This window comes from Pseudomonas sp. LBUM1648, assembly GCF_059716145.1.
The window spans coordinates 5773468-5799394 of record NZ_CP166808.1 but is presented as its reverse complement, the minus strand read 5'-3'; the positions used below and the strand labels follow the sequence as shown (position 1 = coordinate 5799394).

Annotated in this window: 25 protein-coding genes; 13 read left to right on the top strand and 12 right to left on the bottom strand. The window is 59.0% G+C overall.

What is annotated here, in order from left to right; translation table 11 throughout:
* The first annotated feature begins 24 nt into the window (after nucleotides 1–24).
* From rpsM to bfr, 7 genes are all read left to right on the top strand, one after another.
* Complete coding sequence (gene rpsM / locus ACA043_RS26310; RefSeq protein WP_003186020.1) at nucleotides 25–381, top strand: 30S ribosomal protein S13; 357 nt, start codon at nucleotides 25–27, stop codon at nucleotides 379–381.
* Nucleotides 382–411: 30 nt separating this feature from the next.
* Nucleotides 412–801, top strand: a complete 390-nt coding sequence (gene rpsK / locus ACA043_RS26305; protein ID WP_002555466.1) for a 30S ribosomal protein S11 — start codon at nucleotides 412–414, stop codon at nucleotides 799–801.
* Between the two features lie 18 nt (nucleotides 802–819).
* Nucleotides 820–1440, top strand: coding sequence for a 30S ribosomal protein S4 (gene rpsD / locus ACA043_RS26300; protein ID WP_003176404.1), 621 nt, complete (start codon nucleotides 820–822; stop codon nucleotides 1438–1440).
* A gap of 22 nt (nucleotides 1441–1462) precedes the next feature.
* Nucleotides 1463–2464: a DNA-directed RNA polymerase subunit alpha gene (locus ACA043_RS26295; RefSeq protein WP_003186012.1), complete on the top strand. Its 1002-nt coding sequence runs from the start codon at nucleotides 1463–1465 to the stop codon at nucleotides 2462–2464.
* 42 nt (nucleotides 2465–2506) lie between these two features.
* A complete protein-coding gene (rplQ, locus tag ACA043_RS26290) occupies nucleotides 2507–2893 on the top strand; it encodes a 50S ribosomal protein L17 (RefSeq protein ID WP_003176402.1) in 387 nt (128 codons plus the stop codon).
* Nucleotides 2894–3133: 240 nt separating this feature from the next.
* The gene (locus ACA043_RS26285) at nucleotides 3134–4588 is read left to right on the top strand and encodes a catalase (protein ID WP_497658191.1); all 1455 of its coding nucleotides are present in this window, start codon (nucleotides 3134–3136) and stop codon (nucleotides 4586–4588) included.
* Between the two features lie 150 nt (nucleotides 4589–4738).
* The gene (bfr, locus tag ACA043_RS26280; RefSeq protein WP_401270205.1) at nucleotides 4739–5203 is read left to right on the top strand and encodes a bacterioferritin; all 465 of its coding nucleotides are present in this window, start codon (nucleotides 4739–4741) and stop codon (nucleotides 5201–5203) included.
* Nucleotides 5204–5267: 64 nt separating this feature from the next.
* On the opposite strand, the gene uvrA is transcribed toward bfr, so the two are convergent.
* Complete coding sequence (gene uvrA, locus ACA043_RS26275) at nucleotides 5268–8102, bottom strand: excinuclease ABC subunit UvrA (protein ID WP_489879882.1); 2835 nt, start codon at nucleotides 8100–8102, stop codon at nucleotides 5268–5270.
* Between the two features lie 191 nt (nucleotides 8103–8293).
* On the opposite strand from uvrA, the gene ACA043_RS26270 reads away from it, so the two are divergent.
* Both ACA043_RS26270 and ACA043_RS26265 read left to right on the top strand, forming a co-directional pair.
* Entirely contained in the window at nucleotides 8294–9691 is a 1398-nt protein-coding gene (locus ACA043_RS26270; protein ID WP_187679966.1) for an MFS transporter, read from the top strand.
* 9 nt (nucleotides 9692–9700) lie between these two features.
* Nucleotides 9701–10225, top strand: a complete 525-nt coding sequence (locus tag ACA043_RS26265; RefSeq protein WP_008081898.1) for a single-stranded DNA-binding protein — start codon at nucleotides 9701–9703, stop codon at nucleotides 10223–10225.
* 91 nt (nucleotides 10226–10316) lie between these two features.
* Here the strand turns inward: ACA043_RS26265 and ACA043_RS26260 are convergent, their stop codons facing one another.
* The 7 genes from ACA043_RS26260 to ACA043_RS26230 form a co-directional block, all read right to left on the bottom strand.
* Nucleotides 10317–11474 (bottom strand): glutathionylspermidine synthase family protein, encoded by a 1158-nt coding sequence (locus tag ACA043_RS26260; RefSeq protein WP_497658190.1) that lies wholly within the window; start codon nucleotides 11472–11474, stop codon nucleotides 10317–10319.
* A 2-nt stretch (nucleotides 11475–11476) separates the two neighbouring features.
* Nucleotides 11477–12172, bottom strand: coding sequence for a DUF1190 domain-containing protein (locus ACA043_RS26255; protein ID WP_187679991.1), 696 nt, complete (start codon nucleotides 12170–12172; stop codon nucleotides 11477–11479).
* 17 nt (nucleotides 12173–12189) lie between these two features.
* Nucleotides 12190–12615, bottom strand: coding sequence for a DUF350 domain-containing protein (locus tag ACA043_RS26250; RefSeq protein ID WP_401270215.1), 426 nt, complete (start codon nucleotides 12613–12615; stop codon nucleotides 12190–12192).
* A 15-nt stretch (nucleotides 12616–12630) separates the two neighbouring features.
* Nucleotides 12631–13281 (bottom strand): DUF2491 family protein, encoded by a 651-nt coding sequence (locus ACA043_RS26245; RefSeq protein WP_497658189.1) that lies wholly within the window; start codon nucleotides 13279–13281, stop codon nucleotides 12631–12633.
* A gap of 204 nt (nucleotides 13282–13485) precedes the next feature.
* Entirely contained in the window at nucleotides 13486–14184 is a 699-nt protein-coding gene (locus ACA043_RS26240; protein ID WP_401270218.1) for a PspA/IM30 family protein, read from the bottom strand.
* Nucleotides 14185–14201: 17 nt separating this feature from the next.
* Nucleotides 14202–14870: a YjfI family protein gene (locus ACA043_RS26235; protein ID WP_187678756.1), complete on the bottom strand. Its 669-nt coding sequence runs from the start codon at nucleotides 14868–14870 to the stop codon at nucleotides 14202–14204.
* A gap of 152 nt (nucleotides 14871–15022) precedes the next feature.
* A complete protein-coding gene (locus ACA043_RS26230; protein WP_497658188.1) occupies nucleotides 15023–15571 on the bottom strand; it encodes a cysteine hydrolase family protein in 549 nt (182 codons plus the stop codon).
* 101 nt (nucleotides 15572–15672) lie between these two features.
* Here ACA043_RS26230 and ACA043_RS26225 point away from each other — a divergent pair, with 101 nt between their 5' ends.
* The 3 genes from ACA043_RS26225 (at nucleotide 15673) to ACA043_RS26215 (ending at nucleotide 18725) form a co-directional block, all read left to right on the top strand.
* Nucleotides 15673–16653 (top strand): GlxA family transcriptional regulator, encoded by a 981-nt coding sequence (locus ACA043_RS26225; protein ID WP_489879885.1) that lies wholly within the window; start codon nucleotides 15673–15675, stop codon nucleotides 16651–16653.
* A 214-nt stretch (nucleotides 16654–16867) separates the two neighbouring features.
* Nucleotides 16868–17977: a DUF3182 family protein gene (locus tag ACA043_RS26220; protein ID WP_489879886.1), complete on the top strand. Its 1110-nt coding sequence runs from the start codon at nucleotides 16868–16870 to the stop codon at nucleotides 17975–17977.
* The gene (locus tag ACA043_RS26215; protein WP_187678760.1) at nucleotides 17967–18725 is read left to right on the top strand and encodes an alpha/beta hydrolase family protein; all 759 of its coding nucleotides are present in this window, start codon (nucleotides 17967–17969) and stop codon (nucleotides 18723–18725) included. The genes ACA043_RS26220 and ACA043_RS26215 overlap by 11 nt, the downstream gene beginning before the upstream one ends.
* 111 nt (nucleotides 18726–18836) lie before the next feature.
* Here the strand turns inward: ACA043_RS26215 and ACA043_RS26210 are convergent, their stop codons facing one another.
* The 4 genes from ACA043_RS26210 to ACA043_RS26195 form a co-directional block, all read right to left on the bottom strand.
* Nucleotides 18837–19823 carry a lysylphosphatidylglycerol synthase domain-containing protein gene (locus ACA043_RS26210; RefSeq protein ID WP_497658187.1) on the bottom strand — a complete coding sequence of 329 codons (987 nt, stop codon included), beginning with the start codon at nucleotides 19821–19823 and terminating at the stop codon, nucleotides 18837–18839.
* Complete coding sequence (gene clsB / locus ACA043_RS26205) at nucleotides 19820–21094, bottom strand: cardiolipin synthase ClsB (RefSeq protein ID WP_497658186.1); 1275 nt, start codon at nucleotides 21092–21094, stop codon at nucleotides 19820–19822. Before clsB ends, ACA043_RS26210 begins: the two co-directional genes overlap by 4 nt.
* Complete coding sequence (locus ACA043_RS26200; protein ID WP_497658185.1) at nucleotides 21091–21888, bottom strand: endonuclease/exonuclease/phosphatase family protein; 798 nt, start codon at nucleotides 21886–21888, stop codon at nucleotides 21091–21093. Before ACA043_RS26200 ends, clsB begins: the two co-directional genes overlap by 4 nt.
* A 255-nt stretch (nucleotides 21889–22143) precedes the next feature.
* Nucleotides 22144–23346, bottom strand: coding sequence for an MFS transporter (locus tag ACA043_RS26195; protein ID WP_497658184.1), 1203 nt, complete (start codon nucleotides 23344–23346; stop codon nucleotides 22144–22146).
* Nucleotides 23347–23687: 341 nt separating this feature from the next.
* On the opposite strand from ACA043_RS26195, the gene ACA043_RS26190 reads away from it, so the two are divergent.
* Entirely contained in the window at nucleotides 23688–25793 is a 2106-nt protein-coding gene (locus ACA043_RS26190; protein ID WP_497658183.1) for a mechanosensitive ion channel family protein, read from the top strand.
* Nucleotides 25794–25927: the final 134 nt, after the last annotated feature.

Here is a 25927-nt window from a genome sequence, read left to right as displayed (position 1 = left end):
AGCTGTCAATTGGAGTCCCACTGAATGGCCCGTATTGCAGGCGTTAACATTCCAGATAACAAGCATACTGTTATCTCGCTGACCTACATCTATGGTGTTGGTCGCACTACTGCGCAGAAGATCTGTGCAGTGACTGGGGTAAACCCAGCAGCAAAGATCAAAGATCTGAGCGACGAGCAAATTGAACAGCTGCGTGGCGAAGTGGCGAAGTTCACCACTGAAGGTGACCTGCGTCGCGAAATCAACATGAAAATCAAGCGCTTGATGGACCTCGGTTGCTATCGCGGTCTGCGTCATCGTCGCGGTCTTCCAGTGCGCGGTCAGCGTACCAAGACCAACGCGCGTACCCGTAAAGGTCCGCGTAAGCCGATCCGCAAGTAATCGCCCCAGCGAATCGACAGGAATTTAATCATGGCAAAACCTGCTGCTCGTCCTCGTAAAAAAGTTAAAAAGACAGTGGTTGATGGCATCGCCCACATCCATGCATCTTTTAACAACACCATCGTGACCATTACCGACCGTCAAGGTAACGCTCTTTCCTGGGCTACCTCCGGTGGTTCGGGTTTCCGCGGTTCCCGCAAGTCCACCCCGTTTGCTGCTCAAGTAGCTGCTGAACGTGCTGGTCAAGCTGCGCTGGAATATGGCCTGAAAAACCTCGACGTTAATGTCAAAGGTCCAGGTCCAGGTCGTGAATCCGCAGTCCGCGCTTTGAACGGCTGTGGCTACAAGATCGCCAGCATCACCGACGTGACGCCAATCCCGCACAACGGGTGCCGTCCGCCGAAGAAGCGCCGCGTGTAATCCAGGAGATTGTAAAGAATGGCTCGTTACATTGGTCCAAAATGCAAACTCGCTCGTCGCGAAGGCACCGATCTCTTTCTGAAGAGCGGCGTGCGCGCGATCGAATCGAAGTGCAACATTGAAGCAGCACCTGGTATCCACGGCCAACGCCGCGGTCGCCAGTCCGACTACGGCACCCAACTGCGTGAAAAGCAGAAGGTCCGTCGTATCTACGGCGTTCTCGAGCGTCAGTTCAGCGGCTACTACAAAGAAGCTGCTGGCAAGAAAGGTGCAACCGGTGAAAACCTGCTGCAACTGCTCGAATGCCGTCTGGACAACGTTGTATACCGTATGGGCTTTGGTTCGACTCGTGCCGAATCCCGCCAGCTGGTATCGCACAAGTCGATCAGCGTTAACGGTCAGACCGTAAACGTTCCGTCGTATCAGGTTCGTGCTGGTGACGTGGTTGCAGTTCGCGAGAAAGCAAAAAACCAACTTCGCATTGTCCAAGCTCTCGATCTGTGTGCCCAACGTGGCCGCGTAGAATGGGTAGAAGTAGACACTGAGAAGAAGTCGGGCGTTTTCAAGAACGTTCCTGCTCGCAGTGATCTGTCCGCCGACATCAACGAAAGCCTGATTGTCGAGCTCTACTCCAAGTAAGGGCTAGAAAATAGGTGCATCCATGCAGATTTCGGTAAATGAGTTCCTGACACCCCGCCATATTGATGTGCAGGTTGTCAGTCCAACCCGCGCCAAGATCACTCTCGAGCCTCTCGAGCGTGGTTTTGGCCACACCCTGGGCAACGCGCTGCGACGCATCCTGTTGTCCTCAATGCCCGGCTGCGCAGTAGTCGAGGCCGAGATTGACGGTGTGCTCCACGAGTACAGCGCCATCGAAGGTGTACAGGAAGACGTAATTGAAATCCTGTTGAACCTTAAAGGTCTGGCCATCAAGCTGCACGGTCGTGACGAAGTTACGCTGACCTTGTCGAAGAAGGGTTCGGGGGTGGTTACCGCTGCCGATATTCAGCTGGATCATGATGTCGAGATCGTTAATCCCGATCACGTAATCGCTAACCTGGCGTCTAACGGCGCCCTGAACATGAAGCTCACCGTAGCTCGTGGTCGTGGTTATGAACCAGCCGACTCGCGTCAGAGCGATGAAGACGAAAGCCGCAGCATCGGTCGCTTGCAGCTTGACTCTTCGTTCAGCCCGGTTCGCCGTATTGCATACGTGGTGGAAAACGCCCGTGTCGAGCAGCGTACCAACCTGGACAAGCTGGTTATTGATCTGGAAACCAACGGTACTCTGGATCCTGAAGAGGCTATCCGCCGCGCTGCAACCATTCTGCAACAGCAGTTGGCTGCGTTCGTCGACCTCAAGGGTGACAGTGAGCCAGTGGTTGTCGAGCAGGAAGACGAGATCGATCCGATCCTGCTTCGCCCGGTTGACGATCTGGAACTGACTGTACGTTCGGCTAACTGCCTTAAGGCGGAAAACATCTACTACATCGGCGACCTGATTCAGCGTACCGAAGTAGAGCTGTTGAAGACTCCGAACCTGGGCAAGAAATCCTTGACTGAAATCAAGGACGTTCTGGCCTCCCGCGGTCTGTCCCTCGGCATGCGCCTCGACAACTGGCCGCCTGCAAGTCTTAAGAAGGACGACAAGGCGACTGCCTGATCGTCGTAATCACCGAACGTAGTGTTTGGTAAGGAATGAACCATGCGTCATCGTAAAAGTGGTCGTCACCTGAGCCGCACCAGCTCGCACCGCAAGGCCATGTTCCAAAACATGGCGGTGTCGCTGTTCGAGCACGAGCTGATCAAAACTACTCTGCCAAAAGCCAAAGAACTGCGTCGCGTTGCTGAGCCGCTGATCACTCTGGCCAAGACAGACAGCCTGGCTAACCGCCGTCTGGCTTTCGACCGTACTCGTTCGAAAGCTATCGTTGGTAAGCTCTTCAACGACCTGGGCAAGCGTTACGCTACCCGTGAGGGTGGCTACCTGCGCATCCTCAAGTGCGGTTTCCGCGCTGGCGACAACGCGCCTATGGCGTACGTCGAGTTGGTTGATCGTGCTACTGCCGGCGAAGCTGTATCCGCCGAGTAAGACGTCAGTCTGAAACGAAGAACCGGGCCTAGTGCCCGGTTTTTTGTGTCCGCATGAAAATGCGCTGTTCGTACAAGCTTCCGACACAGTTCTGTTGGCACTATGTGCTGGTAAACATAATTAGTAATTATCTATCGATGTCTGCAAGTTAATGAATTTGTAGGTGTCACATTGATGATCAATAATTCACACCAAGCCGATTAGCCGGCAGTTCCAAGACTGACAGAGGAAGAAGTCCGTATGAGCCAGATCAAAACGCTTACGACCGCCAGTGGCGCACCTGTCGCTGACAACCAGAATTCTCGCTCTGCCGGCCCGCGTGGTCCGCTGCTGCTCGACGATTTTCACCTGATCGAGAAGCTTGCCCATTTCAACCGTGAAAACATTCCTGAGCGTCGCGTACACGCCAAAGGTTCGGGTGCCTACGGTACATTCACGGTCACTCGCGACATCACTGAGTACACCAGCGCCAAGCTGTTCGAATCTATCGGCAAGCAGACCCCAACCTTCCTGCGCTTCTCCACCGTGGGTGGCGAGCGTGGTTCGGCTGATACCGAGCGCGATCCGCGTGGCTTCGCGCTGAAGTTCTACACCGAGGAAGGTAACTGGGACATCGTCGGTAACAACACGCCTGTGTTTTTCATTCGCGATCCACTGAAGTTCCCAGACTTCATCCACACGCAAAAGCGCCTGCCGCAAAGCAACCTGAAAAGTGCGCAGATGATGTGGGATTTCTGGTCGCATTCCCCGGAAGCTTTGCATCAGGTCACCATCCTGTTCTCTGACCGCGGCATTCCTGACGGCTACCGCCACATGCATGGCTTCGGTAGCCACACCTACAGCCTGATCAGCGCCAAAGGCGAGCGTCACTGGGTGAAATGGCACTACAAGACTAAACAAGGGATCAAGAACCTTGCACCGGCAGATGCCGCGCGTTTGGCGGGCACCGACCCGGACTACGCCCAGCGCGATCTGTTCGAAGCGATCGAGCGCGGTGACTTTCCGAAGTGGCGCGTGTGCATTCAGATCATGACCGAATCCCAGGCTGCGACGCATTACGAGAACCCTTTCGACGTGACCAAGACCTGGTCGCAGAAAGAGTTTCCACTGATTGAAGTCGGTGAGCTGGAACTGAACCGTAACCCGCTGAACTACTTCGCCGAAGTTGAACAAGCTGCATTCGGCCCGAGCAACATGGTGCCAGGCGTCGGTCTGTCGCCAGACCGCATGCTGCAAGGTCGCGTGTTCGCTTATGCCGATGCCCACCGCTACCGTGTTGGCACCAATCACCAGCAATTGCCGGTGAATGCCCCGCGCAGCCCGGTAAACACTTACCAGCGCGACGGCTCGATGGCTTTCGGCAGCAACGGTGGAGCGGCGCCGAATTACGAGCCAAACAGCTACATCGAATCGCCGAAACAAGCTCCGCACTACGCTGAGCCTGCCTTGGCCCTGAGCGGCGCAGCTGATCGGTACGATCACCGCGAAGACACCGATTACTACAGCCACGCCGGTGCGCTGTTCCGCTTGATGAGCGATGACCAGAAAGCATTGTTGGTCAGCAACATTGCCGGTGCAATGGGTGGAGTTTCTCCTGACGTCGTCGACCGTCAGTTGCAGCACTTCTACAAGGCCGATCCAGCGTATGGAGAAGCAATCGCAAAGCTGCTCAGCGTACAGCTTAACGAAGTCTAAACGAGAAGCAGAACCGCCCGCATTAAGGGCGGTTTTTGCGTTATTTAGGCTGCTTTTCTCAGAATATCTTCGCTTTTATTGCGCGAAGTGGGTGACCTTGCAGTCAGCTTGGTTCAAACTACAGACTTTCAAGCAGGGAGATGTAGGGCGATGCAAGGCCACCCAGACGTTATCGATTACCTCAACACGTTGCTGACCGGCGAACTGGCCGCGCGTGACCAATATTTTGTTCATTCGCGGATGTATGAGGACTGGGGGTTTACCAAGCTCTACGAGCGAATCAACCACGAAATGGAAGAAGAAGCCGGTCACGCTGATGCGTTGATGCGCCGGATTCTGATGCTTGAAGGTACGCCGCGCATGCGTCCGGATGATCTGGATGTCGGCACCACCGTGCCTTCGATGCTCGAAGCAGATCTGCGTCTTGAGTACAAAGTTCGCGCCGCGCTGTGCAAAGGCATCGAGTTGTGCGAGCAGCACGGTGACTACGTCAGTCGCGAGATCCTGCGGGTCCAGCTCAACGACACTGAAGAAGATCACACCTACTGGCTGGAAAAGCAGTTGGGCCTGATCAAGCTGATCGGTCTCGAGAACTACCTGCAATCTCACACCTGATTGCACTGATACAAAAAAGCCCCTGTCACTGATGAAGTGACAGGGGCTTTTTCATGCCTGGAGTTTAAGCCCGGTCGCGGATCAACAACGGCTTGAGGTAATGGCCGGTGTGAGATTGCTTCATCTCGGCCACTTGTTCCGGCGTGCCGGTTGCAATGATCTGCCCACCTTTGGAACCGCCTTCCGGTCCGAGATCAACCAGCCAGTCGGCCGTCTTGATCACGTCGAGGTTGTGTTCGATCACCACGACAGTGTTTCCGTGGTCGCGCAGGCGATGCAACACATCGAGCAGTTGCTGGATATCCGCGAAGTGCAGGCCGGTGGTCGGCTCATCGAGGATGTACAGCGTCTTGCCGGTATCGCGCTTGGACAGTTCACGAGACAGTTTGACCCGCTGCGCTTCACCGCCGGACAGGGTCGTCGCCGACTGTCCCAGCTTGATGTACGAAAGCCCCACATCCATCAACGTCTGCAGCTTGCGCGCCAGCGCCGGCACAGCGTCGAAGAACACCCGGGCTTCCTCGATGGTCATCTCGAGGGTTTCGTGGATGCTCTTGCCCTTATATTTGATCTCAAGGGTTTCGCGGTTGTAGCGCTTGCTCTTGCACACGTCGCACGGCACGTAGATATCCGGCAAGAAGTGCATTTCCACCTTGATCAGGCCGTCGCCCTGACAGGCTTCGCAGCGACCACCCTTGACGTTGAAGGAGAAACGCCCCGGGCCGTAACCACGGGATCGCGATTCGGGCACGCCGGCGAACAGTTCGCGGATCGGAGTGAACAGTCCGGTGTAGGTCGCCGGGTTGGAGCGCGGCGTGCGGCCGATCGGGCTCTGGTCGATATCGACGACTTTGTCGAGATGCTCCAGGCCTTTGATACTGTCATGGGCCGCTGCTTCCAGCGTCGTGGCGCCGTTGAGTGCGGTGGCACTCAATGGGAACAGCGTGTTGTTGATCAGCGTCGACTTGCCCGAGCCGGACACGCCGGTTACGCACGTCAGCAAGCCGATCGGGATTTCCAGGTCGACGTTGCGCAGGTTGTTGCCCCGCGCGCCCTTGAGCGACAGGGTCAGCTTCTTGTTGCGCGGCGTACGCTTGGCTGGCACTTCGATCTTGACCCGCCCCGACAGGTATTTGCCGGTCAGAGAATCAGGGTGTGCCATGACTTCGGCTGGCGTACCTTCGGCAACGATCCGCCCGCCATGTACACCGGCGCCCGGGCCGATATCCACCACGTAGTCGGCCAGACGGATAGCGTCCTCGTCGTGCTCGACCACGATTACCGTGTTGCCGATGTCACGCAAATGCTTGAGCGTGCCAAGCAGCCGGTCGTTATCGCGCTGATGCAGACCAATTGACGGTTCATCGAGGATGTAGAGGACGCCAACCAGGCCGGCACCGATCTGACTCGCCAGGCGAATCCGCTGCGCCTCGCCTCCGGACAGGGTGTCGGCACTGCGATCCAGCGACAGATAATCGAGACCGACGTTAACCAGAAATTGCAGACGCTCGCGGATTTCCTTGAGGATCTTGTCGGCAATCTCGCCACGGCGACCGGTCATCTTCAGTTCACCGAAGTACACGCAGGCATCGCCGATCGGCAGGTTGGTCACCGCCGGTAATGTCTTTTCACCGACCCACACGTGCCGCGCTTCGCGACGCAGGCGGGTGCCACGGCAATCCGGGCACGACTGCGTGCTGAGGAATTTTGCCAGCTCTTCACGCACGCTCGCCGATTCGGTTTCGCGGTAACGGCGCTCCAGGTTCGGCACGATGCCTTCGAACGGGTGCGAACGTTTGACGATGTCGCCGCGGTCGTTGAGGTATTTGAAGTCGACGTTCTGCGAACCGCTGCCGTGCAGGATGAATTTCTGCTGATCGGCCGGCAGTTCGTTGAACGGCACTTCCAGACTGAAGCCGTAGTGCGAGGCCAGTGAGCCGAGCATCTGGAAATAATAGACGTTGCGCCTGTCCCAGCCGCGAATGGCACCTTCGGCCAAGGTCAGGTCGCCATTGACCAACCGCTTGATGTCGAAGAACTGCTTCACTCCCAGACCGTCGCAGGTCGGGCAGGCGCCGGCAGGGTTGTTAAAGGAAAACAGCTTCGGCTCCAGCTCGCTGATCGCATGGCCGCAGATCGGGCAGGCGAAGCGCGCGGAGAAGATCATTTCTTCGCCCGGCTCGTCGTCCATCGGCGCCACGAGGGCGATGCCATCGGCCAGTTTCAGCGCGGTCTCGAAGGATTCGGCCAGACGTTGCTGCAAATCGGCGCGAACCTTGAAGCGGTCGACGATCACATCAATCGAATGCTTCTTCTGTTTATCCAGTTTCGGCAGCTCGTCGAGTTCACAAATGCGGCCGTTGACCCGGGCGCGGACGAAGCCTTGAGCGCGCAGTTCTTCAAAAACAGAAAGGTGTTCGCCTTTACGCTCGCGGATCACCGGTGCCAGCAGCATCAGTTTGCTGCCTTCCGGCTGGGCCAGCACCAGGTCGACCATCTGGCTGACGGTCTGCGCCTCCAGTGGAATGTCGTGATCCGGGCAGCGCGGCGTGCCGACGCGTGCATACAACAGACGCAGGTAGTCGTAGATTTCGGTGATGGTGCCGACCGTGGATCGCGGGTTGTGCGAGGTCGACTTCTGTTCGATGGAGATCGCCGGCGACAGGCCTTCGATGGTGTCGACGTCGGGTTTTTCCATCATCGACAGGAACTGCCGGGCGTAGGCCGACAGGGATTCGACATAGCGGCGCTGACCTTCGGCGTACAGTGTGTCGAAAGCCAGGGACGACTTGCCGGATCCGGACAGGCCGGTGATGACGATCAGTTTGTCCCGTGGCAGGGTCAGGTCGATGTTCTTCAGGTTGTGGGTACGGGCCCCACGTATCAGGATCTTGTCCAAAGTGGCCTCGCTCGGCGGGCGTCGAAAACGTAGGAGTATACGGGCAAATACTGGATGGATGCACACTATCAAGCGAAGCGTTTTTTACCCTGCATGAAGAGTGTTTCATCTATACGCGTCATAGCGTCGCGATATACCCCGTCTTCCGATGGGACTGGTAGAATCGCCGCCGGTTCACACGAGGTTTTTCCATGCACGATCTCCACAGCGAACGCATGAGTGGCAGCGAGACCCGCGCGGCGAGCGGTCTGGCCCTGGTGTTCGCCTTCCGTATGCTTGGCATGTTCATGGTGTTGCCGGTACTGGCGACCTACGGCATGGATCTGGCGGGAGCGACTCCGGCCCTGATCGGTCTGGCAATCGGCGCTTACGGCCTGACTCAGGCGATTTTTCAGATTCCGTTCGGGGTCATTTCCGACCGCATTGGCCGTCGTCCGGTGATTTACCTGGGGCTGATCGTCTTTGCCCTCGGCAGCGTTTTGGCATCTCAAGCCGATTCGATCTGGGGTGTGATTGCCGGTCGGATCCTGCAGGGCGCCGGGGCGATTTCCGCTGCGGTCATGGCGTTGCTCTCCGACCTGACCCGCGAACAGCACCGTACCAAAGCCATGGCCATGATTGGCATGACCATCGGCCTTTCGTTCGCCGTGGCCATGGTGGTCGGGCCTTTGTTGACCAGCGCTTTCGGCTTGTCCGGACTGTTCCTCGCCACAGGCGCGATGGCGCTGGTAGGCATCCTGATCATCATGTTCATGGTGCCGAAATCCACCGGGCCGTTGCAGCATCGTGAATCGGGCGTGGCGCGTCAGGCCTTGATGCCGACACTCAAGCATCCTGATCTGCTGCGACTCGATCTGGGCATCTTTGTGTTGCATGCGATGCTGATGTCGAGCTTCGTTGCTTTGCCCTTGGCGCTGGTGGAAAAAGCCGGGTTGCCCAAGGAGCAGCATTGGTGGGTCTACCTGACCGCGCTGCTGATTTCGTTCTTCGCCATGATCCCGTTCATCATCTACGGCGAGAAGAAACGCAAAATGAAACGAATTTTGCTCGGCGCCGTCATGACGCTGATGCTCACTGAGCTATTCTTCTGGCAGTTCGGTGACAGCTTGCGGGCTCTGGTGATCGGCACGGTGGTGTTCTTCACCGCGTTCAATCTGCTGGAGGCTTCATTGCCGTCGCTGATCAGCAAGGTTTCACCGGCGGGCGGGAAGGGCACGGCCATGGGCGTGTACTCCACCAGTCAGTTCCTCGGCTCTGCACTCGGCGGGATACTCGGCGGCTGGTTGTTTCAGCATGGCGGTCTGTCGGTTGTGTTCCTCGGATGTGCCGGTCTGGCTGCCATCTGGCTGGCCTTTGCTGTTACCATGCGCGAACCTCCCTACGTGACGAGCCTACGCTTGCCGTTGTCGCCCGAGGCGATCCGCGAAGCGGGTCTGGTCGAGCGCCTCAAGGCCCTCGTGGGGGTAACAGATGCAGTGATAGTTGCTGATGAAGCGGCTGTTTACATCAAACTGGACAAAGAATTAGTGGATCGCGACACCCTCGAACGCCTGGTGAACAACCCGGCCGGGGCTGCTTGCGAAGCCTAGGAGAACGTTATGGCCCGTGGGGTTAACAAAGTCATATTGGTCGGCACTTGCGGCCAGGATCCCGAAGTTCGCTACCTGCCTAACGGTAACGCCGTGACCAACCTGAGTCTGGCAACCAGCGAACAGTGGACCGACAAGCAAACCGGTCAGAAGGTCGAGAAGACCGAATGGCACCGTGTGTCGATGTTCGGCAAGGTTGCCGAGATCGCTGGCGAATACCTGCGTAAGGGTTCGCAGGTCTACATCGAAGGCAAGCTGCAGACCCGTGAGTGGGAAAAAGACGGTATCAAGCGTTACACCACCGAGATCGTGGTCGACATGCAAGGCACCATGCAACTGCTCGGCGGCCGTCCACAACAGGGCGACCAACAAGGCGGCGGCAACAACTACCAGCAGTCCGCTCCAGCTCCACGTCAGCAGGCTCCGCGCCCGCAGCAATCGGCTCCACAGCAGCGTTCGGCCCCGGCTCCACAGCAGGCCGCACCGCAACCGGCTCCGGATTTCGACAGCTTCGATGACGATATTCCGTTCTAAGCTGTATTAAAGAAGAGTGATGCTGCATCCGCTCTGAACAAAAAAGGCCCGTCGTTCAACACGACGGGCCTTTTTTGTGGGCGATGGATCTTCAGTCCAGGATCAAGTGCGGCAGAAAACGGCTCGAATCCTTGGTGATCAAACTGTTGTCCTCACGCACACCAATTCCCGCCGCCTGATCGCCGATTACCCAAGAACCGATCAGCGTGTAGCTGTCATCGAACTTCGGCAATGGCGCAAACTCCTGCAGGATGAATGGCGCATCGGTGTAGGGCCCGTCTTCTTTGACGATCAGACCTTCCGCCGTTTGCAGTTCGATGTTGGCACCTTCCCGGGAAAAATACGGTTTGCGCACCCAGCCTTTGGGCACGGCGCTGTCCGGATTCGGGTCGAGATGCGCCGCGAGCAGATTCGGATGGCCCTTGTGCAGTTCCCACAGCAACGGCAACGCGCCTTTGTTCGACAGGATCGCCTTCCACGCCGGCTCGAAAAACTGCGTGTCGCATTCGGCAATCGCCGCGCCGAACGGTTCGTGGAAGATGAACTCCCAGGCGTGCAGCTTGAACAGGTGCGGGATCCAGCGATCCTGCAGATCGACGAAGCGTCCATCGGCGGTCAAACCAATGTCTTCAATGTCGATGTGGCGTGATTCGATGCCGACTTTTTCCGCTATCAGTCTCAGGTAGTCCGTGGTGCCCTTGTCTTCGACCGAGTCTTTCATCGAGGCGAAGTAGAACGGACGCTTGAGTTGCAACTCGGCGAAAGCCTGATGCAGCTTGGTGTCGATGCTGTTGAACTGGTCGGCATGGCGCGGCAGCGTGCCGCGCTCAATGCATTGCTCCAGCCAGCCCCACTGGAACGCCGCCGCTTCGTAGAGGCTGGTCGGCGTGTCGTAGTTGAGCTCCAGCAGTTTCGCCGGGCCGTTGCCGCTGTAGGAAAAGTCCATGCGCCCATACAGATGCGGATGACCTTCCAGCCAGGACGTGCGGATCATGTCGTAGTACGCAGCAGGAATGCTCAGGCGATCCAGCAGTTCTTCGCTGTGCACCACGCGGTCGACCAGGTCCATGCACATCTCGTGCAGTTCGGTGGTCGGGTCCTCGAGATCGTTTTCGATCTGCGCGAGTGTGAACTGGTAGTAAGCGCTTTCGTCCCAGTACGGCTCGTCGTCGATGGTGTGGAACATGAAGCCGAGGCTCTCGGCCGTGTGTTTCCAGTCGGGGCGCTCGGCGCAGAGGATCTTTTTCATCGTCAGCTGCTCGAGCGACCGGAACTGCTGCCCCAGCCACCCCAACCACTGCGGGCGCTGGACTGGCTGCCGAAGCCGCCACGGGAAGTCGACGAGGCGACGTTGACCGGTTTGCTTTTGCTGCTCTCGTAGTCGGGTTGGCTGCGAGGCGCCGATTCGATTTTGCGGTACTGCGTGGAGGTGTTGTAGGTCTGGCGCGTATCACGGTCGCGGTAAACCGTGCGGTTCTGGTTGTTGCTCATCGCATTGCCGATCAGCCATCCGGTCAACATGCCATTGCCGCCGCCCCCACCACCGGAGTAGTGCGAAGTGCTTTGGGCCGCGTTGCTGGATGTTGTGTCACCCGCTGGCATCTGCGCGTCGGCGATGGCATCGAGATTTTGCGCGGCTTCACCGGGCTGCGGCACTTTGAAGCCACCGAGTTTCGGCACGAAGCGGCCGTCGGAATTCTTCTGGCACCAATCAGCGGCGAAATCCGCGTCGCACTTGGCCTTGTCGTCATACGCCGGGGCGATGCGCCGGTGTTCGGTCAAGGCCGCCACGTAGGCATTCGAGCAAACATCAGCGGCGACTTCGGCATCGACGCACTGTTCCACGCTCTGGAAGTTGCGCGGCTGATCCACTGCCGCCGCTTCACCGGAAATGGCCATGGCCACCGACGCTGCGAGGGACAACTGAACGTATTTACTTCGTTTCATCTAAGGCTTCCTGCCGATCAGTTGGACGGCGTCATGCACGCAGCGTTGAGCATGCCGACGCTAATCGCTACGGCGGCGACGTAGATGCCAGCAGCGATTTCACCATTGGCGATGCGCTGCGAAGTACCTTTAAGCACCAGGGTCGTGCCAAGGAACGCCAGCAGTTGCACCACTGCGGCGATCACCGCCCAAACCACGAAGTCGACAACGTTGACCGAAAAGGCAATCACGTTACTGGCGGGAATGGCGAAACCGATGATTGCACCAGCCAGTGCAATGGCGGCGGCGGTGTTGCCGGCACGGATTAGCTCGAATTCCTTGTGCGGGGTGATGCGGGTGTAGACGAACTGAAACAGCATGAACAGCAGCACGGCGCCGATCAGGTAGACGACGAAACCGGTCAACGCGGTTTTGTTCAGGGAAACGGCCAGAACTTCCAGCATGAAAAACTTCCTTATTTAAATGGTGCTCAGGTCAGTCGTGTACAGCGAGATGCCCAGTGAGGTGCTCAGGCTGACGGTGCCTTCTTCGTCCTGCTCGACGGAAAACAGCAGCAGTTCGCGGCGATCGGTCAGGCCGGTTTCGCGTGCATAGAGCATCGAATGGTGTGCGATGGTGTAGCTCTCGTCCGGATTGACCACTTGTTCGGTCATTGGAACCAGCTCGGTCTGGCCCTGTTCGGTGCCCCATTCGCGGGTGTATTCGACACCTTCGTGGGTGTAGGTCGGCAAACCGATCTGACTGCTCGGGCCAGCGAGGCGCTGAAGTTCGGCGTCGCTGTTGACCGTCACGTAACCGATATAGTTGAACAGCGTGACCGATTCGACCTGGTCGTCGCCGGTGACGTGGATCTGTACCCAGAAATCCTCGTCGTTCATGTAATAGCGGTGCAGCTTGTTGGACTGGCCGAGGTCGACCCAGCCGGCGCTCCAGATCGCCTGATCGAAGGGCACACGCACCGAGGTCGAGCCATCAAGCAGCAGCGCCAGAGTCGTATCGAACCTGACACCTTTGCCTTGCGCCATCCCGAGTGGGCCGCTGGCAACGGTCGGCGTTGGCGCAGCGTTCTGCCAGTTGCTGGTGCCCAGCAAATCTTTAAACCATCCCATGGGTACGTTCCTTGAAGCGGGTGGAGGTGTTCGTCGGCAAAAAAACGTCGCTAGTGTACCGGGCTGCGCGGTGAACGAGCAGGCAAAATGCAAATGTTGTGGGTGCTGAAAACCATGTAGGAGCTGCCGAAGGCTGCGATCTTTTGATCTTGAATCCAGATCAAAAGATCGCAGCCTTCGGCAGCTCCTACACGGGGAACGGTGTTACTGAGTCGACTTCTGCTTCAGACGCTCAAGAATCGCATTGGCGCTGCCTTCGTTCGGCGTGATCCCGGCGTCTCGCAGTTTGCGGTCCAGGTCGTTGCCGGTCGAAGCATCGGCCAGTTCGTCCGCGGCGCTCAGCTCGGCAGCTCGTTGCTGCTGTTTGGCTTGCAGACGATTCAGGGTGCCGACGGCGGTTTCCAGTTTGCCGTTGGCGCCGCCGCTGGCGATGGACGCGCTGACCTGGGCCTTCTGCACGCTGTCACGGGCCTTGGCCATGTCCACTTGCTGGCGCAGGCTCTTGATCCGGGCTTCGGCCTTGTTGATGTCTTTGCGCATGTTGTCGGCGTAGGTGCCGAATTCGTCGCTCAGCTTTTTCTCGGCGGTCAGGTCGTTGGTCAGTGTCGAAATCGCTTCGGCCACTTCCATCGCCAAGTCTTCACGGCCGGCATTCAGGGCCGAAACAGCTTTGGCTTCCAGGTCTTTGATCTTGGCGTCGTACTCGCTCACGCGGTCGGCGGCCAGTTTGTGCTTGGCCATGATGGTGACCAGTTCACGACGGGCGTTCGACAGGGCGGTGTCGGCGTCGCGGATTTCCTGGTCGAGGATGCGCAGGGCCTGTTGGTCGACGATGCTTTCGCCGACTTCATTGGCGCCGCCGCGCAGTGCGGTGAACAACTTGCTCCAGATGGACTGAGTCATTGGATATTCCCTGTTGATTACTTGAAGAAGTGTTCGAAGGCTTCGCTCGCGCGCTGCACGTTGTCGACCAGGGTTTTCACCTCGGTGACGACGTTGGTCAGGCTCGAGTCGGCGCTGAGGGCGCCAAACATGTTGTAAACGGTCTGCCCGTTCGGCATCGACTCGATACCGATCGACGACAGCGGGAACATTTCACGGCTGCGCAGCACGGCATCGTTGAAGGCGTGCACGTCGGTGATCGAATCGATGTCCACCAGCACGGTGTCGACGATGATCTGCTGACCGGCCAGGGCGATGTGAATCGGCAGACCGCCGAATTCGTTCATTTCCAGCTTGATGCTGGGTTCGGAGCTCTGGATCAGAGACAGTGTGATCTCTTGCGAAGCCACCTCGTCCAGTGCCTTGAGGGCGTTGAAGAGGCTATCGATGTTCCAGTTGTTGCCTGCGCTCATGTAATTCTCCGACATGAATGAGCCAGCCAGAATCGGTTGGCGTAGCTGTTGCTCCATTTGCTTGAGCAAGCTTCGGTTTTCCGGAAGCACCCAAGTTTCGTGTTTCACATAACCGGCAGCGGCCAGGCCCGCGCGCATCTGCTTCATATAAAAGCTCGACGGTTTTTTTGCGGACGGTTTCGAGCGCTCTCCCTTTGGACTTGCTGACGCTGAAGCAGGGGAGTGGCTTTTCATGGCAGTGACTCCGTTATGAACATCTCACGCGTGGGCCACACTACAACCAATTCAAAGTGCCATCAATGGCTCACGCGTGAGATTTTTTCGGCGCATGCAAAAACGCCCGCAACGGGGCGGGCGCAGGTTTTTGCAAAGTGTTTCGCGGTGGCTCAGCGTTGAAGGAACTCGTCGGTTGAGATCACGCTGGCGTAGGCAAAACCCAGTGCCGACATGAAAGCTGCATGGACGTGCGCCGCCGGCACTTTGAGGCCGTTGAACTCCAGATCGCGGCTGGCGCAGGCATCATGAATCACCGTCACTGCATAACCCAGATCCGCGCCTGCACGGGTGATGCCGTCGACGCACATGTGGCTCATGCTGCCGACCACCACCAGTTCCTTGATGCCTTGTTCGTCGAGGATTGATTGCAACTCGGTTTCGCGGAACGAGTTGACAAAATGCTTGAGCACCACGGGTTCGTCGGCGCGGTTGAGCACTTTCGGATGCAGCTTGGCGCCGTCGGAACCCGGAGTGAAAAACGGTGCATCGGGTGAGGTGAATTCGTGGCGGATATGCACCACCGAATCGCCGGCTTCGCGGAAGGCTGCGATCAGTCGTGCGGCGTTGTCGGCGGCGGCGTCGGCACCGGCCAGCGGCCACTTGCCTTGGGGGAAGTAGTCGTTCTGGATATCGACTACGATGAGCGCTTGCTTGGCCATGGGTGTGTCCTCGATGGATTGGCTGGAAGTGGCTTCAGTATTGGCGCTTACCAGCGATTCGAGGATTGGCCGCACCGACAATAGACAGGGGAAAACTGACAATGGGCGCAGAAAGGGCTGCCATCGCCGAACTGGGCGTGCTGATTTATCCCGGTGCGCAAATGGCGGCGGTGCATGGCCTGACCGACCTGTTCGCGGTGGCCAACCGGATTGCTGCGGAGCATCAGTCTGCGCAGTTGCCGTTGCTTCGGGTCAGTCATTGGCACGTCGACGGCGATCAGGCACCGGCGCGGGTTTTCGAGAGTTGTCCGGGTGTCGACAGTGGTTTGCTGGCGGTGCTGATTCCGCCGTCCATCGCCGGGTTTTCCTCGGCGCAAATGCCAGCCAGCCTGGCGCAATGGCTGCGCGAACAGCATGCAGGCGGCGCGACGTTGGGCGGTGTCTGTGTCGGTTCGTGGCTGCTGGCCGAAAGCGGTCTGCTCGACGGCCGCAGCGCCACCACGCACTGGACGTCGGCCAAGGACTTCGCTGAACGTTATCCGAAGATCAAGCTCAAGGCCGACACACCGATTGTCGATGACGGCGACCTGATCACCACCGCCGGACTGATGGCCTGGTCTGAGTTGGGGTTGCGTCTGGTCGATCGTCTGCTCGGGCCGAGCATCGCCACTGGCACTGCGCGGTTTCTGGTGGTTGAACACAGCGACAGCGCCAGTGCCTGCGGGAGTAATTTTGCACCGATCCTCAGTCACGGCGATGCAGCCATTCTCAAGGTTCAACATTGGTTGCAAGGCACTGGCGCTACGGACGTTTCATTGGCTGCGATGGCTGAGCGCGCGGGGCTGGAGGAGCGCACATTCCTGCGCCGATTCCGCGCGGCGACCGGGTTGAAACCGACCGAATATTGTCAGCATCTGCGAGTGGGTAAGGCGCGGGAAATGCTCGAGTTCACCAATGGCACGATTGATCACATTGCGTGGACGGTGGGCTATCAGGACCCGGGGGCGTTCCGGGCGATCTTCAAGAAGATTACCGGGTTGGCGCCGAGTGATTATCGGGGGCGGTTTGGTTTAACCCGGTAGTCCCGGCAATGCATAAGCCTGTGGGAGCGGCGTGATGCCGGGGATCGTGCAAATTGCCGGGGTTTTGCGCCCGGTCGTGCAGATTGAAACAGGCTTGATGCCAGCACGATTTCGGCAAACGACTGATTAACCGAACATTTTCCCGATCCTGCCGTTGGCCTGATCTCTGCACCTTTCCCTTCTACATTCACCGCGCTGCTGAAAGGGGGAACGCATGACCCCGACACCCCGCAAGAAAACCGTCGTCGCTCACTCCGTGCGCAACGACGCGCCGCAGCACGAAGTGCAAACCAACAAAGCCCTGGCCCGCTGGCTGGCGCAGATTCTCGGGTTCAAGTTCGGTGGCAGCTATAACCCCGAGAAACATCGCGACCGTGACCTCTATCTGTTACCGACGCAAACCATTGTCGGCGCCGCTCATGCTCACGAATTGGGCATCAAAGGCCCGGATGATTTGTGGGGTGGCTATGTCGAGCATGATTTCATCTGCACCAAAGCCATCAGCCACGGCTTGCGTAGCCATCAGGCCCACGCGCCACAGGGCTGGTCGCCGCTGTTTTCCGAGCGCGTGCGCAATGTTGTGCTTGACGGTTTGAGCGTGTTTGCCCTCGACGATGCGCGGCCCGCCGCCGAGCATTTGCTGTATAGCGGGCCGATCCGCTTGAAGCCGATTCACGCCTGCGCCGGTCGTGGTCAGGAAGTGATCAAGAGTCTCGACGCCTTCGACGAAATCCTTGCCCGCCCCGAAGCTGAAAAGCTGTTCCGCGAAGGCGTAGTGCTTGAGCAGGATTTAAGCGACGTCATCACCCACAGCGTCGGCCAGTCATTCATCGGCGATAAAGTGCTGAGCTACTGCGGTGATCAATACTTGACCGAGGATGCTCACGGCGAAGACGTCTACGGCGGGTCGAATCTGTTGGTGGTGCAGGGCGGTTATGAAGATCTGCTGGCGCTGGATCTGCCAGACGATGTGCGTTTGGCTATCGAGCAGGCGCAGGTTTTCGATAACGCTGCCAATGAAGCCTATCCACGCTTTTATGCCTCGCGCCGCAACTACGACATTGCCCAAGGGCTGGACAGCAACGGCAAAACCCGCAGCGGCGTACTCGAACAATCCTGGCGCATGGGCGGCGCCAGCAGCGCGGAAGTGGCGGCGCTGCAAAGCTTCGTCAACGACCCGACGATGCCCGCGATTCGCGTGTCTTCGGTGGAAACCTATATCGATCAGCCGCTGCCGGCGGATGCCATCGAGGTGTATCGCGGCCCGGCCGAGAACAGCGAATTTCTCCTTAAATACGTAACGGTCAAATCCTATGACGGCTAGAAGCGAAAGCATTCAAATCGACATTGATGATGAACAGATGAGCGGGACTTTTCTCAGTCCCAAATCGAAGGTGCCGGGGGTGTTGTTTGTTCACGGTTGGGGCGGTAGCCAGGAGCGGGATCTGGAGCGAGCCAAAGGCATCGCCGGTCTCGGCTGTGTGTGTCTGACCTTCGACTTGCGCGGCCACACGGGCGGCACCGGGATTCCGCTGACTCGGGTCAGCCGCGAAGATAATCTGCGTGATCTGCTGGCGGCTTACGATCGCCTGCTCTCACACCCGGCACTCGACACGTCAGCGATTGCCGTGGTCGGCACCAGTTATGGCGGTTATCTGGCTTCCATCCTCACGTCTTTACGCCCGGTGCGCTGGCTGGCGTTGCGGGTGCCGGCGCTGTACCGCGACGAACAATGGCACACGCCCAAGCGTGAACTGGACAAGGCTGACCTGCGCGATTATCGCGGCACGCTGATACGCGCCGACAGCAATCGGGCGCTGCATGCGTGTTCACAGTTCACCGGAGATGTGTTGCTGGTGGAATCGGAGACCGACGACTTCGTGCCCCACGCGACGATCATGAGTTACCGCGCGGCGTGTCAGCAGACGCACTCGCTGACCCACCGGATAATCGACGGGGCGGACCATGCGTTGAGCGAGCCGGTTTCGCAGCAGGCGTATACGTCGATATTGGTCGACTGGATTACCGAGATGGTGGTGGGCGAGCGGTTGAGCATTATCCAGTCTTCATAGGCTGTGGTGTTCTCTCGTACGCCTTCGCGAGCAGGCTCGCTCCCACAGGGGGCGCATTTCAAATGTGGGAGCGAGCCTGCTCGCGAAGAGGCCGGCAACTGCAAAACAGAATCAGGACGGTGTTTTCTTGATCCGCAATGACTTGGCCTTCGCTTCCACCAGCAGATACATCACCACCGTAATCAACAGCGGCAACAGAAAATAAATCGCCCGATACGCCAGCAGTCCAGCCACCAGACTGCCCCGCGACGCCTCATGTTGCAGCAGCGCGACGAACACCGCTTCGAGCACGCCAAGCCCCGCCGGAATATGCGTGATCACCCCGGCAATCGCGCTGATCAGCAGCACCCCGAGCACCAGCGGATAGTCGAGTTTGCTCGGCAGTAACGTGAAAATCACCGCCGCCATCAGCGACCAGTTCAACGCGCCAAGCAACAGTTGCAACACCGCCATGCGCAGCGACGGCAAATTGATCTCCACACCGCGAATCGACCACTCGCGCCGTTTCGAGAATTGGCACGCGGCGAGATACCCGGCGCTGATCAACAGCAACAACACACCGATACCTTGCAACGCCGTGGTGCTGACTTTCCAGCCCGGCGGCATGCTCACCAGGCCACTGCTGAATACCACGCCGGCGATGGTCATGTAGCCAAACCAGTTGGTCGCCAGGCTCAGGCCGAGAATTTTGGCGATGTTGCCTTTGCTCACACCCAGGCGCGAGTACAGCCGATAACGCATGGCGATGCCGCCGACCCAGGCGCTGAGATTGAGGTTGAACGCGTAGCTGATGATCCCCACCGGCAGGATCTGCTTCCAGGTCAGGTCCTGGCGAATATAGGTGCGGCCGATCAGGTCGAAACTGGCGTAGGTCAGAAAACTCAGCAAGGTCACGCTGGCGGCAATGATCAGCGTGCGCACCTTGAAGTCGGCGAGGGTTTGCAGCACCTCGGCCCATTCGATACGACGGGCGAACATCGTCAGCAGCACGATCAGTGCGAGGAAAAACAGCGCCGTCAGCGGACGTTTCCATTTGCTCCAGCGTGAGTGCGTCGCTGGCGCGGCATGATGGGTTGCCGGGGCTTCGGAATGGCTCATGAGTGATCACCTCGAAATGGCTTGAGCCGTGGTTTGTGCGCAGGCAGCCAGCCGGCCATCGCCGGAAAATGCCGCAGAAAGTGAAACACCAGAAAACCCACCGTCATGTGCCAGATACGTCCGCGGGGCGACTTGCCGGCGTCCATGGCTTTGCAGTGGTTTTGGCTGAGGTCTTCGAGGCGCCGGAACAGTTCCTGATTGAACGCGCGGTCGCGGATCAGCACGTTGGCTTCCAGGTTCAGCGACAGGCTCAGCGGGTCGAGATTGCTCGAGCCGACGGTGCTCCACTCGTCGTCCACCAGCGCGACTTTGCCGTGCAGTGGGCGCTGGCAGTATTCGTGGATCTGCACGCCGGCCTTGAGCAAATAGTCATAGGTCATGCGCGCGGCCAGTTTGGCCACCAGCATGTCCGGCTGGCCTTGCAGGATCAGCCGCACATCAACACCGCGCCGGGCGGCGTTGCGGATCTCGCGCAACAAACGATAGCCGGGGAAAAAATAAGCGTTGGCAATCACCACCCGCCGTTTGGCGCGGCGCAGCACCTGCAAGTACACGTCTTCGATATCGGTGTTGTGCTGATCGTTGTCGCGAAACACCAGGCGCACCTGGCCGTCGTGATCGGTGACAGCCATTTCGGCGCGACGCTGGCGCCGGCGTTGCCACCAGAACCGTGCCCGACCGGGGCGACCACTTTGCAGCAGGGCGAAATGGTGGATATCGGCCACCGCCGGGCCTTGAACCTCCACCGAGTAGTCCTGTTTGGCTTCCGGTCCGAAATCCAACAAATGGTCGCCGGAAAAATTGATCCCGCCAATGAACGCGATCATGCCGTCGACCACCACGATCTTGCGATGCAAGCGGCGGAACCAGTTGGTGCGAATGCCCAAATGTTTGGGGGCGGGATCAAACATCTGCAGATGTACGCCGGCTTCGCTCAGGGCGGCGAGATAACCGGTGGTCAGCTCGCCACAACCGAAGCCATCGAGGCTGACGGTGGTGCGCACGCCGCGACGGGCGGCGTCGATCAGGATCTCCTGCAACTCCTGGCCGACCTTGTCTTCGAAAACGATAAAGGTCTCCAGCAGAATCTCGCTTTTCGCCGCCCGCATTGCAGCGAACACTCGCGGGAAATACTCCTCGCCGTTTTCCAGCAGATCCACCCGGTTGTTGCCCTGCCAGCCATATTCGACAGCAACGTGGCCGGGCTCGCGTATCGGCGGGTTGACGGTCATCGGTTCTACGGCGGACTTCTCCAGCGGTGCGCTGCTCATAGTTCGATCTCCACCGATAACGGTGCGTGGTCGGAAAGGTGGGACCAAGGCCGGTTGGACAGGACTTTCGGCTGGCTGGCCTTGAGGTTGCGCACGTAGATGCGGTCGAGTCGCAGCGCGGGCAGCCGGGCCGGAAAGCTGCGCGCCGGTTTGCCGTGATGTTCGGCGAACACTTCGCGCAAGCCGCAGGGTTTGAGCAGCGCGTCGGCGCGCTGGCGCCAGTCGTTGAAGTCTCCGGCGACGATCACCGGTGCGTCATCGGGCAGCTCGGCGAGGCGTTGGCCGAGCAGTTTCAACTGAGCGTTGCGGTGGCTTTCGCGCAGGCCCAGATGCACACAAATCGCATGCACCTCAACGCCGTCGCCTGGCAGGCGCAGCACGCAGTGGAGGAGGCCACGGTTTTCATGGCCGCTGATCGAAACGTCGAGGTTGTCGTGGCGAATGATCTGGAATTTCGACAGCAGGGCATTGCCGTGATCGCCGTCCGGGTACACGGCGTTGCGCCCATAGGCGAACTGCGGCCAGAGGCTGTCGGCAAGAAACTCGTACTGCGGCATCGTCGGCCAATTGGTGTAGCGCTTGGGATGGTGTTCATGGGTGCCGTGGACTTCCTGAAGGAACACCACGTCAGCAGCCACGCTACGCACCGCTTCACGCAACTCCGGCAGGATGAAACGCCGGTTGAGTGCGGTGAAGCCCTTGTGGGTGTTGACCGTCAGCACAGTGAAAGTACGCACAGATGGCGCTACGACGGAGCCTTCGTCGGTGAAGCCGACCGGTTCTGAAATGCTCATGCCTGCGCTCTTTCGCCAGCGGATTCGCCGTGCGGATTGTCGTGTTCATGGGCGTAGCGCCAGTCGAAAGTACCGATATGAATCGTTGCCATGCCGCCCTCCCGTCGAAAGTCCCCGTACAGCCTCTGTCTGTTGATGACTGCGGGCGGTTCGGGAAAGTTTCGATGGCGTTACGGACGGTACATATTCAAGAAACCACCACAAAACCAACAGTCGGAGCGAGCAGGCTCGCCCCCACAAGGGATTGGTGTTGAATCAGTGGCCAGTGACGATGCGCTCGGAGCTTTCGGCATAGGTCGGGCCGAGGCGGTCGAGGCGACCGCTCCACGCGGTGAGGGCCAGCGCCACCGACACTACCAGACCACCAATCCACGCGGTATGAATCAGGCCAATGTGCTCGACGATCAAGCCACCCCCCCACGCACCGCCGGCAATCCCCAGATTGAACGCAGCAATATTCAGCCCCGACGCCACATCCACCGCATGCGGGGTGTGATGTTCAGCTTGACGCACCACATACACCTGCAAGCCCGGCACGTTGCCGAACGCCACTGCGCCCCAGACCAGCACTGTCGCCAACGCCAACCAAGGATTGCCGGCAGTGAAGGTGAGCACGAACAACACCGCCGCGAGCAGGGCGAAGATGATTTTCAGCGCACTGATCGGCCCACGTTTGTCAGCCAGTTTGCCGCCCCAGATGTTGCCGACCGCCACTGACACGCCGTAGACCAGCAGCACCAGACTGACGGTGCTGGCGCTGAAGCCGGAAATGTCCTGAAGGATCGGCGCCAGAAACGTGAAGGCGATGAACGAGCCGCCGTAACCGATGGCCGTCATGGCGTACACCAGCAGTAGGCGAGGTTGTTTCAGCACTTGCAGCTGCTGCAGCAGAGACGCCGGTTTGCTGTGGGCAATGTTGTTCGGCACGTAGAGCAGGCTGCCAATGAACGCGATCACGCCCAGCGTCGAGACGGCGAGGAAGGTTTCACGCCAGCCGAAATGCTGGCCGATGAACGTGCCCAGTGGGACGCCAGTGACCAGCGCCACGGTCAGGCCAGTGAACATGATCGCAATCGCGCTGGCAGCTTTTTCCTTCGGCACCAGGCTGGTGGCGATGGTCGAGCCAATGGAGAAGAACACGCCGTGGGCAAGCCCCGTGACGATCCGCGCCAACACCAGCGATTCATAACTTGGCGCCATCCAGGCCAGCAGGTTGCCGAGGGTGAACAGCACCATCAGCGACAGCAGCAACAGTTTGCGCGGGACTTTGCCGGTGAGCGCGGTCAGCACCGGCGCACCGATGGCGACGCCCAGTGCGTAGAGGCTGACCAGCAGGCCAGCGGAGGGAAGACTGACGCCGAGATCGGCACCGATGGTAGGTAGCAGGCCAACGATGACGAACTCGGTCGTCCCGATGGCGAATGCGCTGAGGGTCAGCGCGAGCAAGGCAATGGGCATGACGGCACTCCGGTAGGTTTGGATGGAGCGCAGTGTCGGAGTTTGCGGTGGGCGGAAAAATACCGGGGAGGGCATTTGATATTTGCCTTGGGCGCAAAGATCAAAGGCCTACCCCCTCACCCCAACCCTCTCCCCCAGAGGGGGCGAGGGGGAAGGGAGCTGATCTTCATTGTTTTCGGAACTTGAGTTCGACGTTGGAAGCTCAGGTCGATGTACCTCGTGAGAACAACTCGGTCGGCTCCCTCTTCCTCCGGGAGAGGGCTGGGGTGAGGGCGATCTTGAACTTGCCAGGCAAATGCCGATCAGTTCCTTACAGGTTCAGCCAACGGGAGATCGGAGTTTTGATCAAGTTCAGGATCGCCATTCTGCTGGGAGCATTGTTGTTTCTCGGTGCCAACGAGCTCGAAGCCGCCGCGCTGCCGGGTCTTCCTGCCGCCACAGAGGAGGCGGCCAAACCCGAGCCGATTGTCCAGGGCGGACTGCTCGGTGCCATCAGTTCGAGCATCGATGACGTACAAGACAAACTCGACCTCAACGAACATCTGGTCGACGCCTGGCGCCTGCGTGCTGACCGCGCCGCCGATGAAGTCGACAAACTGGTCAATCAACCGTCGAACCGTTCGGGCTGGAGCGTTGCCGGGGATTTCCTGATGTTGTCCGGTGTCTGGCTCGGAAGCTTCGCTCTGCTGACCGTGCTCGGCAGCCTGTTGGCCAAACGTCTGCGCGAGGGCCGCTGGTTTCGTACGCGCCAGCGCAGTCAGGATCTGCTCGGCTACCTGCTGCCCTATACCGTGCCGGCGCTGATCTGTTTGCCACTGACGTTGTACGTCAGCCACTTTCTGCAAGCCTCGGTGGGGCGAGCGCTGGCGTTGTGTTTTGCCTACGCGACCAGCAGCGGCATCTTTTCCACGTCGATGCTGCTGTGCGTGGTGGTGATGTTCAATGTCGGCCACAAACGCCCGGCCGCGCGGATCATTCGCCGTTATTGCCCGCGACCGCTGTTCCTGATCGGTTTCCTCGCCGCCCTCAGCGATGCGCTGACAAGCCCGCAGATCGCCCGGCAATTGGGTGGGAACATCACCAGCAGCGTTGCGGTGTTCACCGGGCTGATTGCCTCGGTCATCTTTGGCCTGGTGGTGATTCGCCTACGCCGTCCGGTGGCGCACCTGATCCGCAATCGTTCGCTGAGCCAGCGTCTGAAACAGCCGTCATTGCAGGAGTCACTGCGGATTTTTTCCGGGCTGTGGTATTGGCCCATCGTGCTGATGGTGCTGGTGTCGGCGGTGAGTCTGATCGGCATTGGCGAAGATAATCAAAAGGCCCTGCGTTGCGCGTTGTTCACCACGGTTCTGCTGATCGGCACGGTATTTCTCAGCACCATCCTCCAGCACCTGTTCAAGTCGCATAAAGCCGCAGCGATCCAGCGCAGCAGCGCTTACAAGGAGCGTTTTCTCAGCCTGTTGCACGCGTTGCTGCGGATCGTCATCGCGATTGCCTTCATCGATATCCTCGGGCGGATCTGGGGCGTGTCGCTACTCGATTTCGCCCAGAGCAGCACCGTTGGCCGGGCGATCAGCAATGCCCTGAGCAGTATCGGCCTGATCTTCCTGGTGACGTGGCTGCTGTGGGTGGTGCTCGACACGGCGATTCAGGAAGCGCTGAAACCACCGGTCAGCAAACGCGCGGCGCGCCAGCCCAGCACGCGGGTGAAAACCATTCTGCCGCTGCTGCGCAACGCGATCAAAATCATCCTCGTGGTGATCTGCGCGATCACCACCATGGCCAACCTGGGGATCAATGTGGCGCCGCTGCTGGCAGGTGCCGGGGTGGTCGGTCTGGCCATCGGTTTCGGTTCGCAACAGCTGGTTCAGGATGTGATCACCGGTTTGTTCATCATCATCGAAGACACCCTGTCGATCGGCGATTGGGTGGTGCTCGATTCCGGGCATGCCGGCACGGTCGAAGGGCTGACCATCCGCACGCTGCGTCTGCGTGACGGCAAGGGCTTTGTCCACTCGGTGCCGTTTGGCCAGATAAAGGCTGTCACCAACCAATCGCGGCAGTTCGCCTATGCGTTCTTCTCGGTGCAATTCACCTACGACACGGATGTGGAAAAGGCGATCGAGTTGATCCGCGAGACTGGCGATTCGATCCGCGAAGACCCGTTCCTCAAGTACAACCTGCAAGGGCCGCTGGATGTGTTTGGCGTGGACAAGATGGATCTCAACGGCGTGGTGCTGACGGCGCAGTTCCGCACGGTGTCGGGCGGGCAATACGCGGTGAGCCGGGCCTTCAACCAGCGTTTGAAAAAGCTTGTGGATAACAGCCCTTGGGTGCATTTCGCGCAGACTTATCCACAGCAGGTTTTGTTGCCCAAACGCGAGCCGGCGGATGATGTGGTGCCGGAGCATCCCTCAGTGGTGTTGCCACAGCAATCGCCCACTTGACTGCAGGATGGTGTGGTGGGAGTGCAGGCCCCTTCGCGAGCAAATCCCGGCCATCGACACTTTACGGGTGACGGTTGCGCACTAAACCCGCAAAATGCAACGATTCCGGCAATGATCGACGACGGCGCCACAAG

Excerpts from the sequence above, each read along its gene's own strand:
- rpsM (WP_003186020.1), top strand. The coding sequence starts at position 25 with ATGGCCCGTATTGCAGGCGTTAACATTCCAGATAACAAGCATACTGTT.
- rpsK (WP_002555466.1), top strand. The coding sequence starts at position 412 with ATGGCAAAACCTGCTGCTCGTCCTCGTAAAAAAGTTAAAAAGACAGTG.
- rpsD (WP_003176404.1), top strand. The coding sequence starts at position 820 with ATGGCTCGTTACATTGGTCCAAAATGCAAACTCGCTCGTCGCGAAGGC.
- ACA043_RS26295 (WP_003186012.1), top strand. The coding sequence starts at position 1,463 with ATGCAGATTTCGGTAAATGAGTTCCTGACACCCCGCCATATTGATGTG.
- rplQ (WP_003176402.1), top strand. The coding sequence starts at position 2,507 with ATGCGTCATCGTAAAAGTGGTCGTCACCTGAGCCGCACCAGCTCGCAC.
- ACA043_RS26285 (WP_497658191.1), top strand. The coding sequence starts at position 3,134 with ATGAGCCAGATCAAAACGCTTACGACCGCCAGTGGCGCACCTGTCGCT.
- bfr (WP_401270205.1), top strand. The coding sequence starts at position 4,739 with ATGCAAGGCCACCCAGACGTTATCGATTACCTCAACACGTTGCTGACC.
- ACA043_RS26270 (WP_187679966.1), top strand. The coding sequence starts at position 8,294 with ATGCACGATCTCCACAGCGAACGCATGAGTGGCAGCGAGACCCGCGCG.
- ACA043_RS26265 (WP_008081898.1), top strand. The coding sequence starts at position 9,701 with ATGGCCCGTGGGGTTAACAAAGTCATATTGGTCGGCACTTGCGGCCAG.
- ACA043_RS26260 (WP_497658190.1), bottom strand. The coding sequence starts at position 11,474 with ATGAAAAAGATCCTCTGCGCCGAGCGCCCCGACTGGAAACACACGGCC.
- ACA043_RS26255 (WP_187679991.1), bottom strand. The coding sequence starts at position 12,172 with ATGAAACGAAGTAAATACGTTCAGTTGTCCCTCGCAGCGTCGGTGGCC.
- ACA043_RS26250 (WP_401270215.1), bottom strand. The coding sequence starts at position 12,615 with ATGCTGGAAGTTCTGGCCGTTTCCCTGAACAAAACCGCGTTGACCGGT.
- ACA043_RS26245 (WP_497658189.1), bottom strand. The coding sequence starts at position 13,281 with ATGGGATGGTTTAAAGATTTGCTGGGCACCAGCAACTGGCAGAACGCT.
- ACA043_RS26240 (WP_401270218.1), bottom strand. The coding sequence starts at position 14,184 with ATGACTCAGTCCATCTGGAGCAAGTTGTTCACCGCACTGCGCGGCGGC.
- ACA043_RS26235 (WP_187678756.1), bottom strand. The coding sequence starts at position 14,870 with ATGAAAAGCCACTCCCCTGCTTCAGCGTCAGCAAGTCCAAAGGGAGAG.
- ACA043_RS26230 (WP_497658188.1), bottom strand. The coding sequence starts at position 15,571 with ATGGCCAAGCAAGCGCTCATCGTAGTCGATATCCAGAACGACTACTTC.
- ACA043_RS26225 (WP_489879885.1), top strand. The coding sequence starts at position 15,673 with ATGGGCGCAGAAAGGGCTGCCATCGCCGAACTGGGCGTGCTGATTTAT.
- ACA043_RS26220 (WP_489879886.1), top strand. The coding sequence starts at position 16,868 with ATGACCCCGACACCCCGCAAGAAAACCGTCGTCGCTCACTCCGTGCGC.
- ACA043_RS26215 (WP_187678760.1), top strand. The coding sequence starts at position 17,967 with ATGACGGCTAGAAGCGAAAGCATTCAAATCGACATTGATGATGAACAG.
- ACA043_RS26210 (WP_497658187.1), bottom strand. The coding sequence starts at position 19,823 with ATGAGCCATTCCGAAGCCCCGGCAACCCATCATGCCGCGCCAGCGACG.
- clsB (WP_497658186.1), bottom strand. The coding sequence starts at position 21,094 with ATGAGCAGCGCACCGCTGGAGAAGTCCGCCGTAGAACCGATGACCGTC.
- ACA043_RS26200 (WP_497658185.1), bottom strand. The coding sequence starts at position 21,888 with ATGAGCATTTCAGAACCGGTCGGCTTCACCGACGAAGGCTCCGTCGTA.
- ACA043_RS26195 (WP_497658184.1), bottom strand. The coding sequence starts at position 23,346 with ATGCCCATTGCCTTGCTCGCGCTGACCCTCAGCGCATTCGCCATCGGG.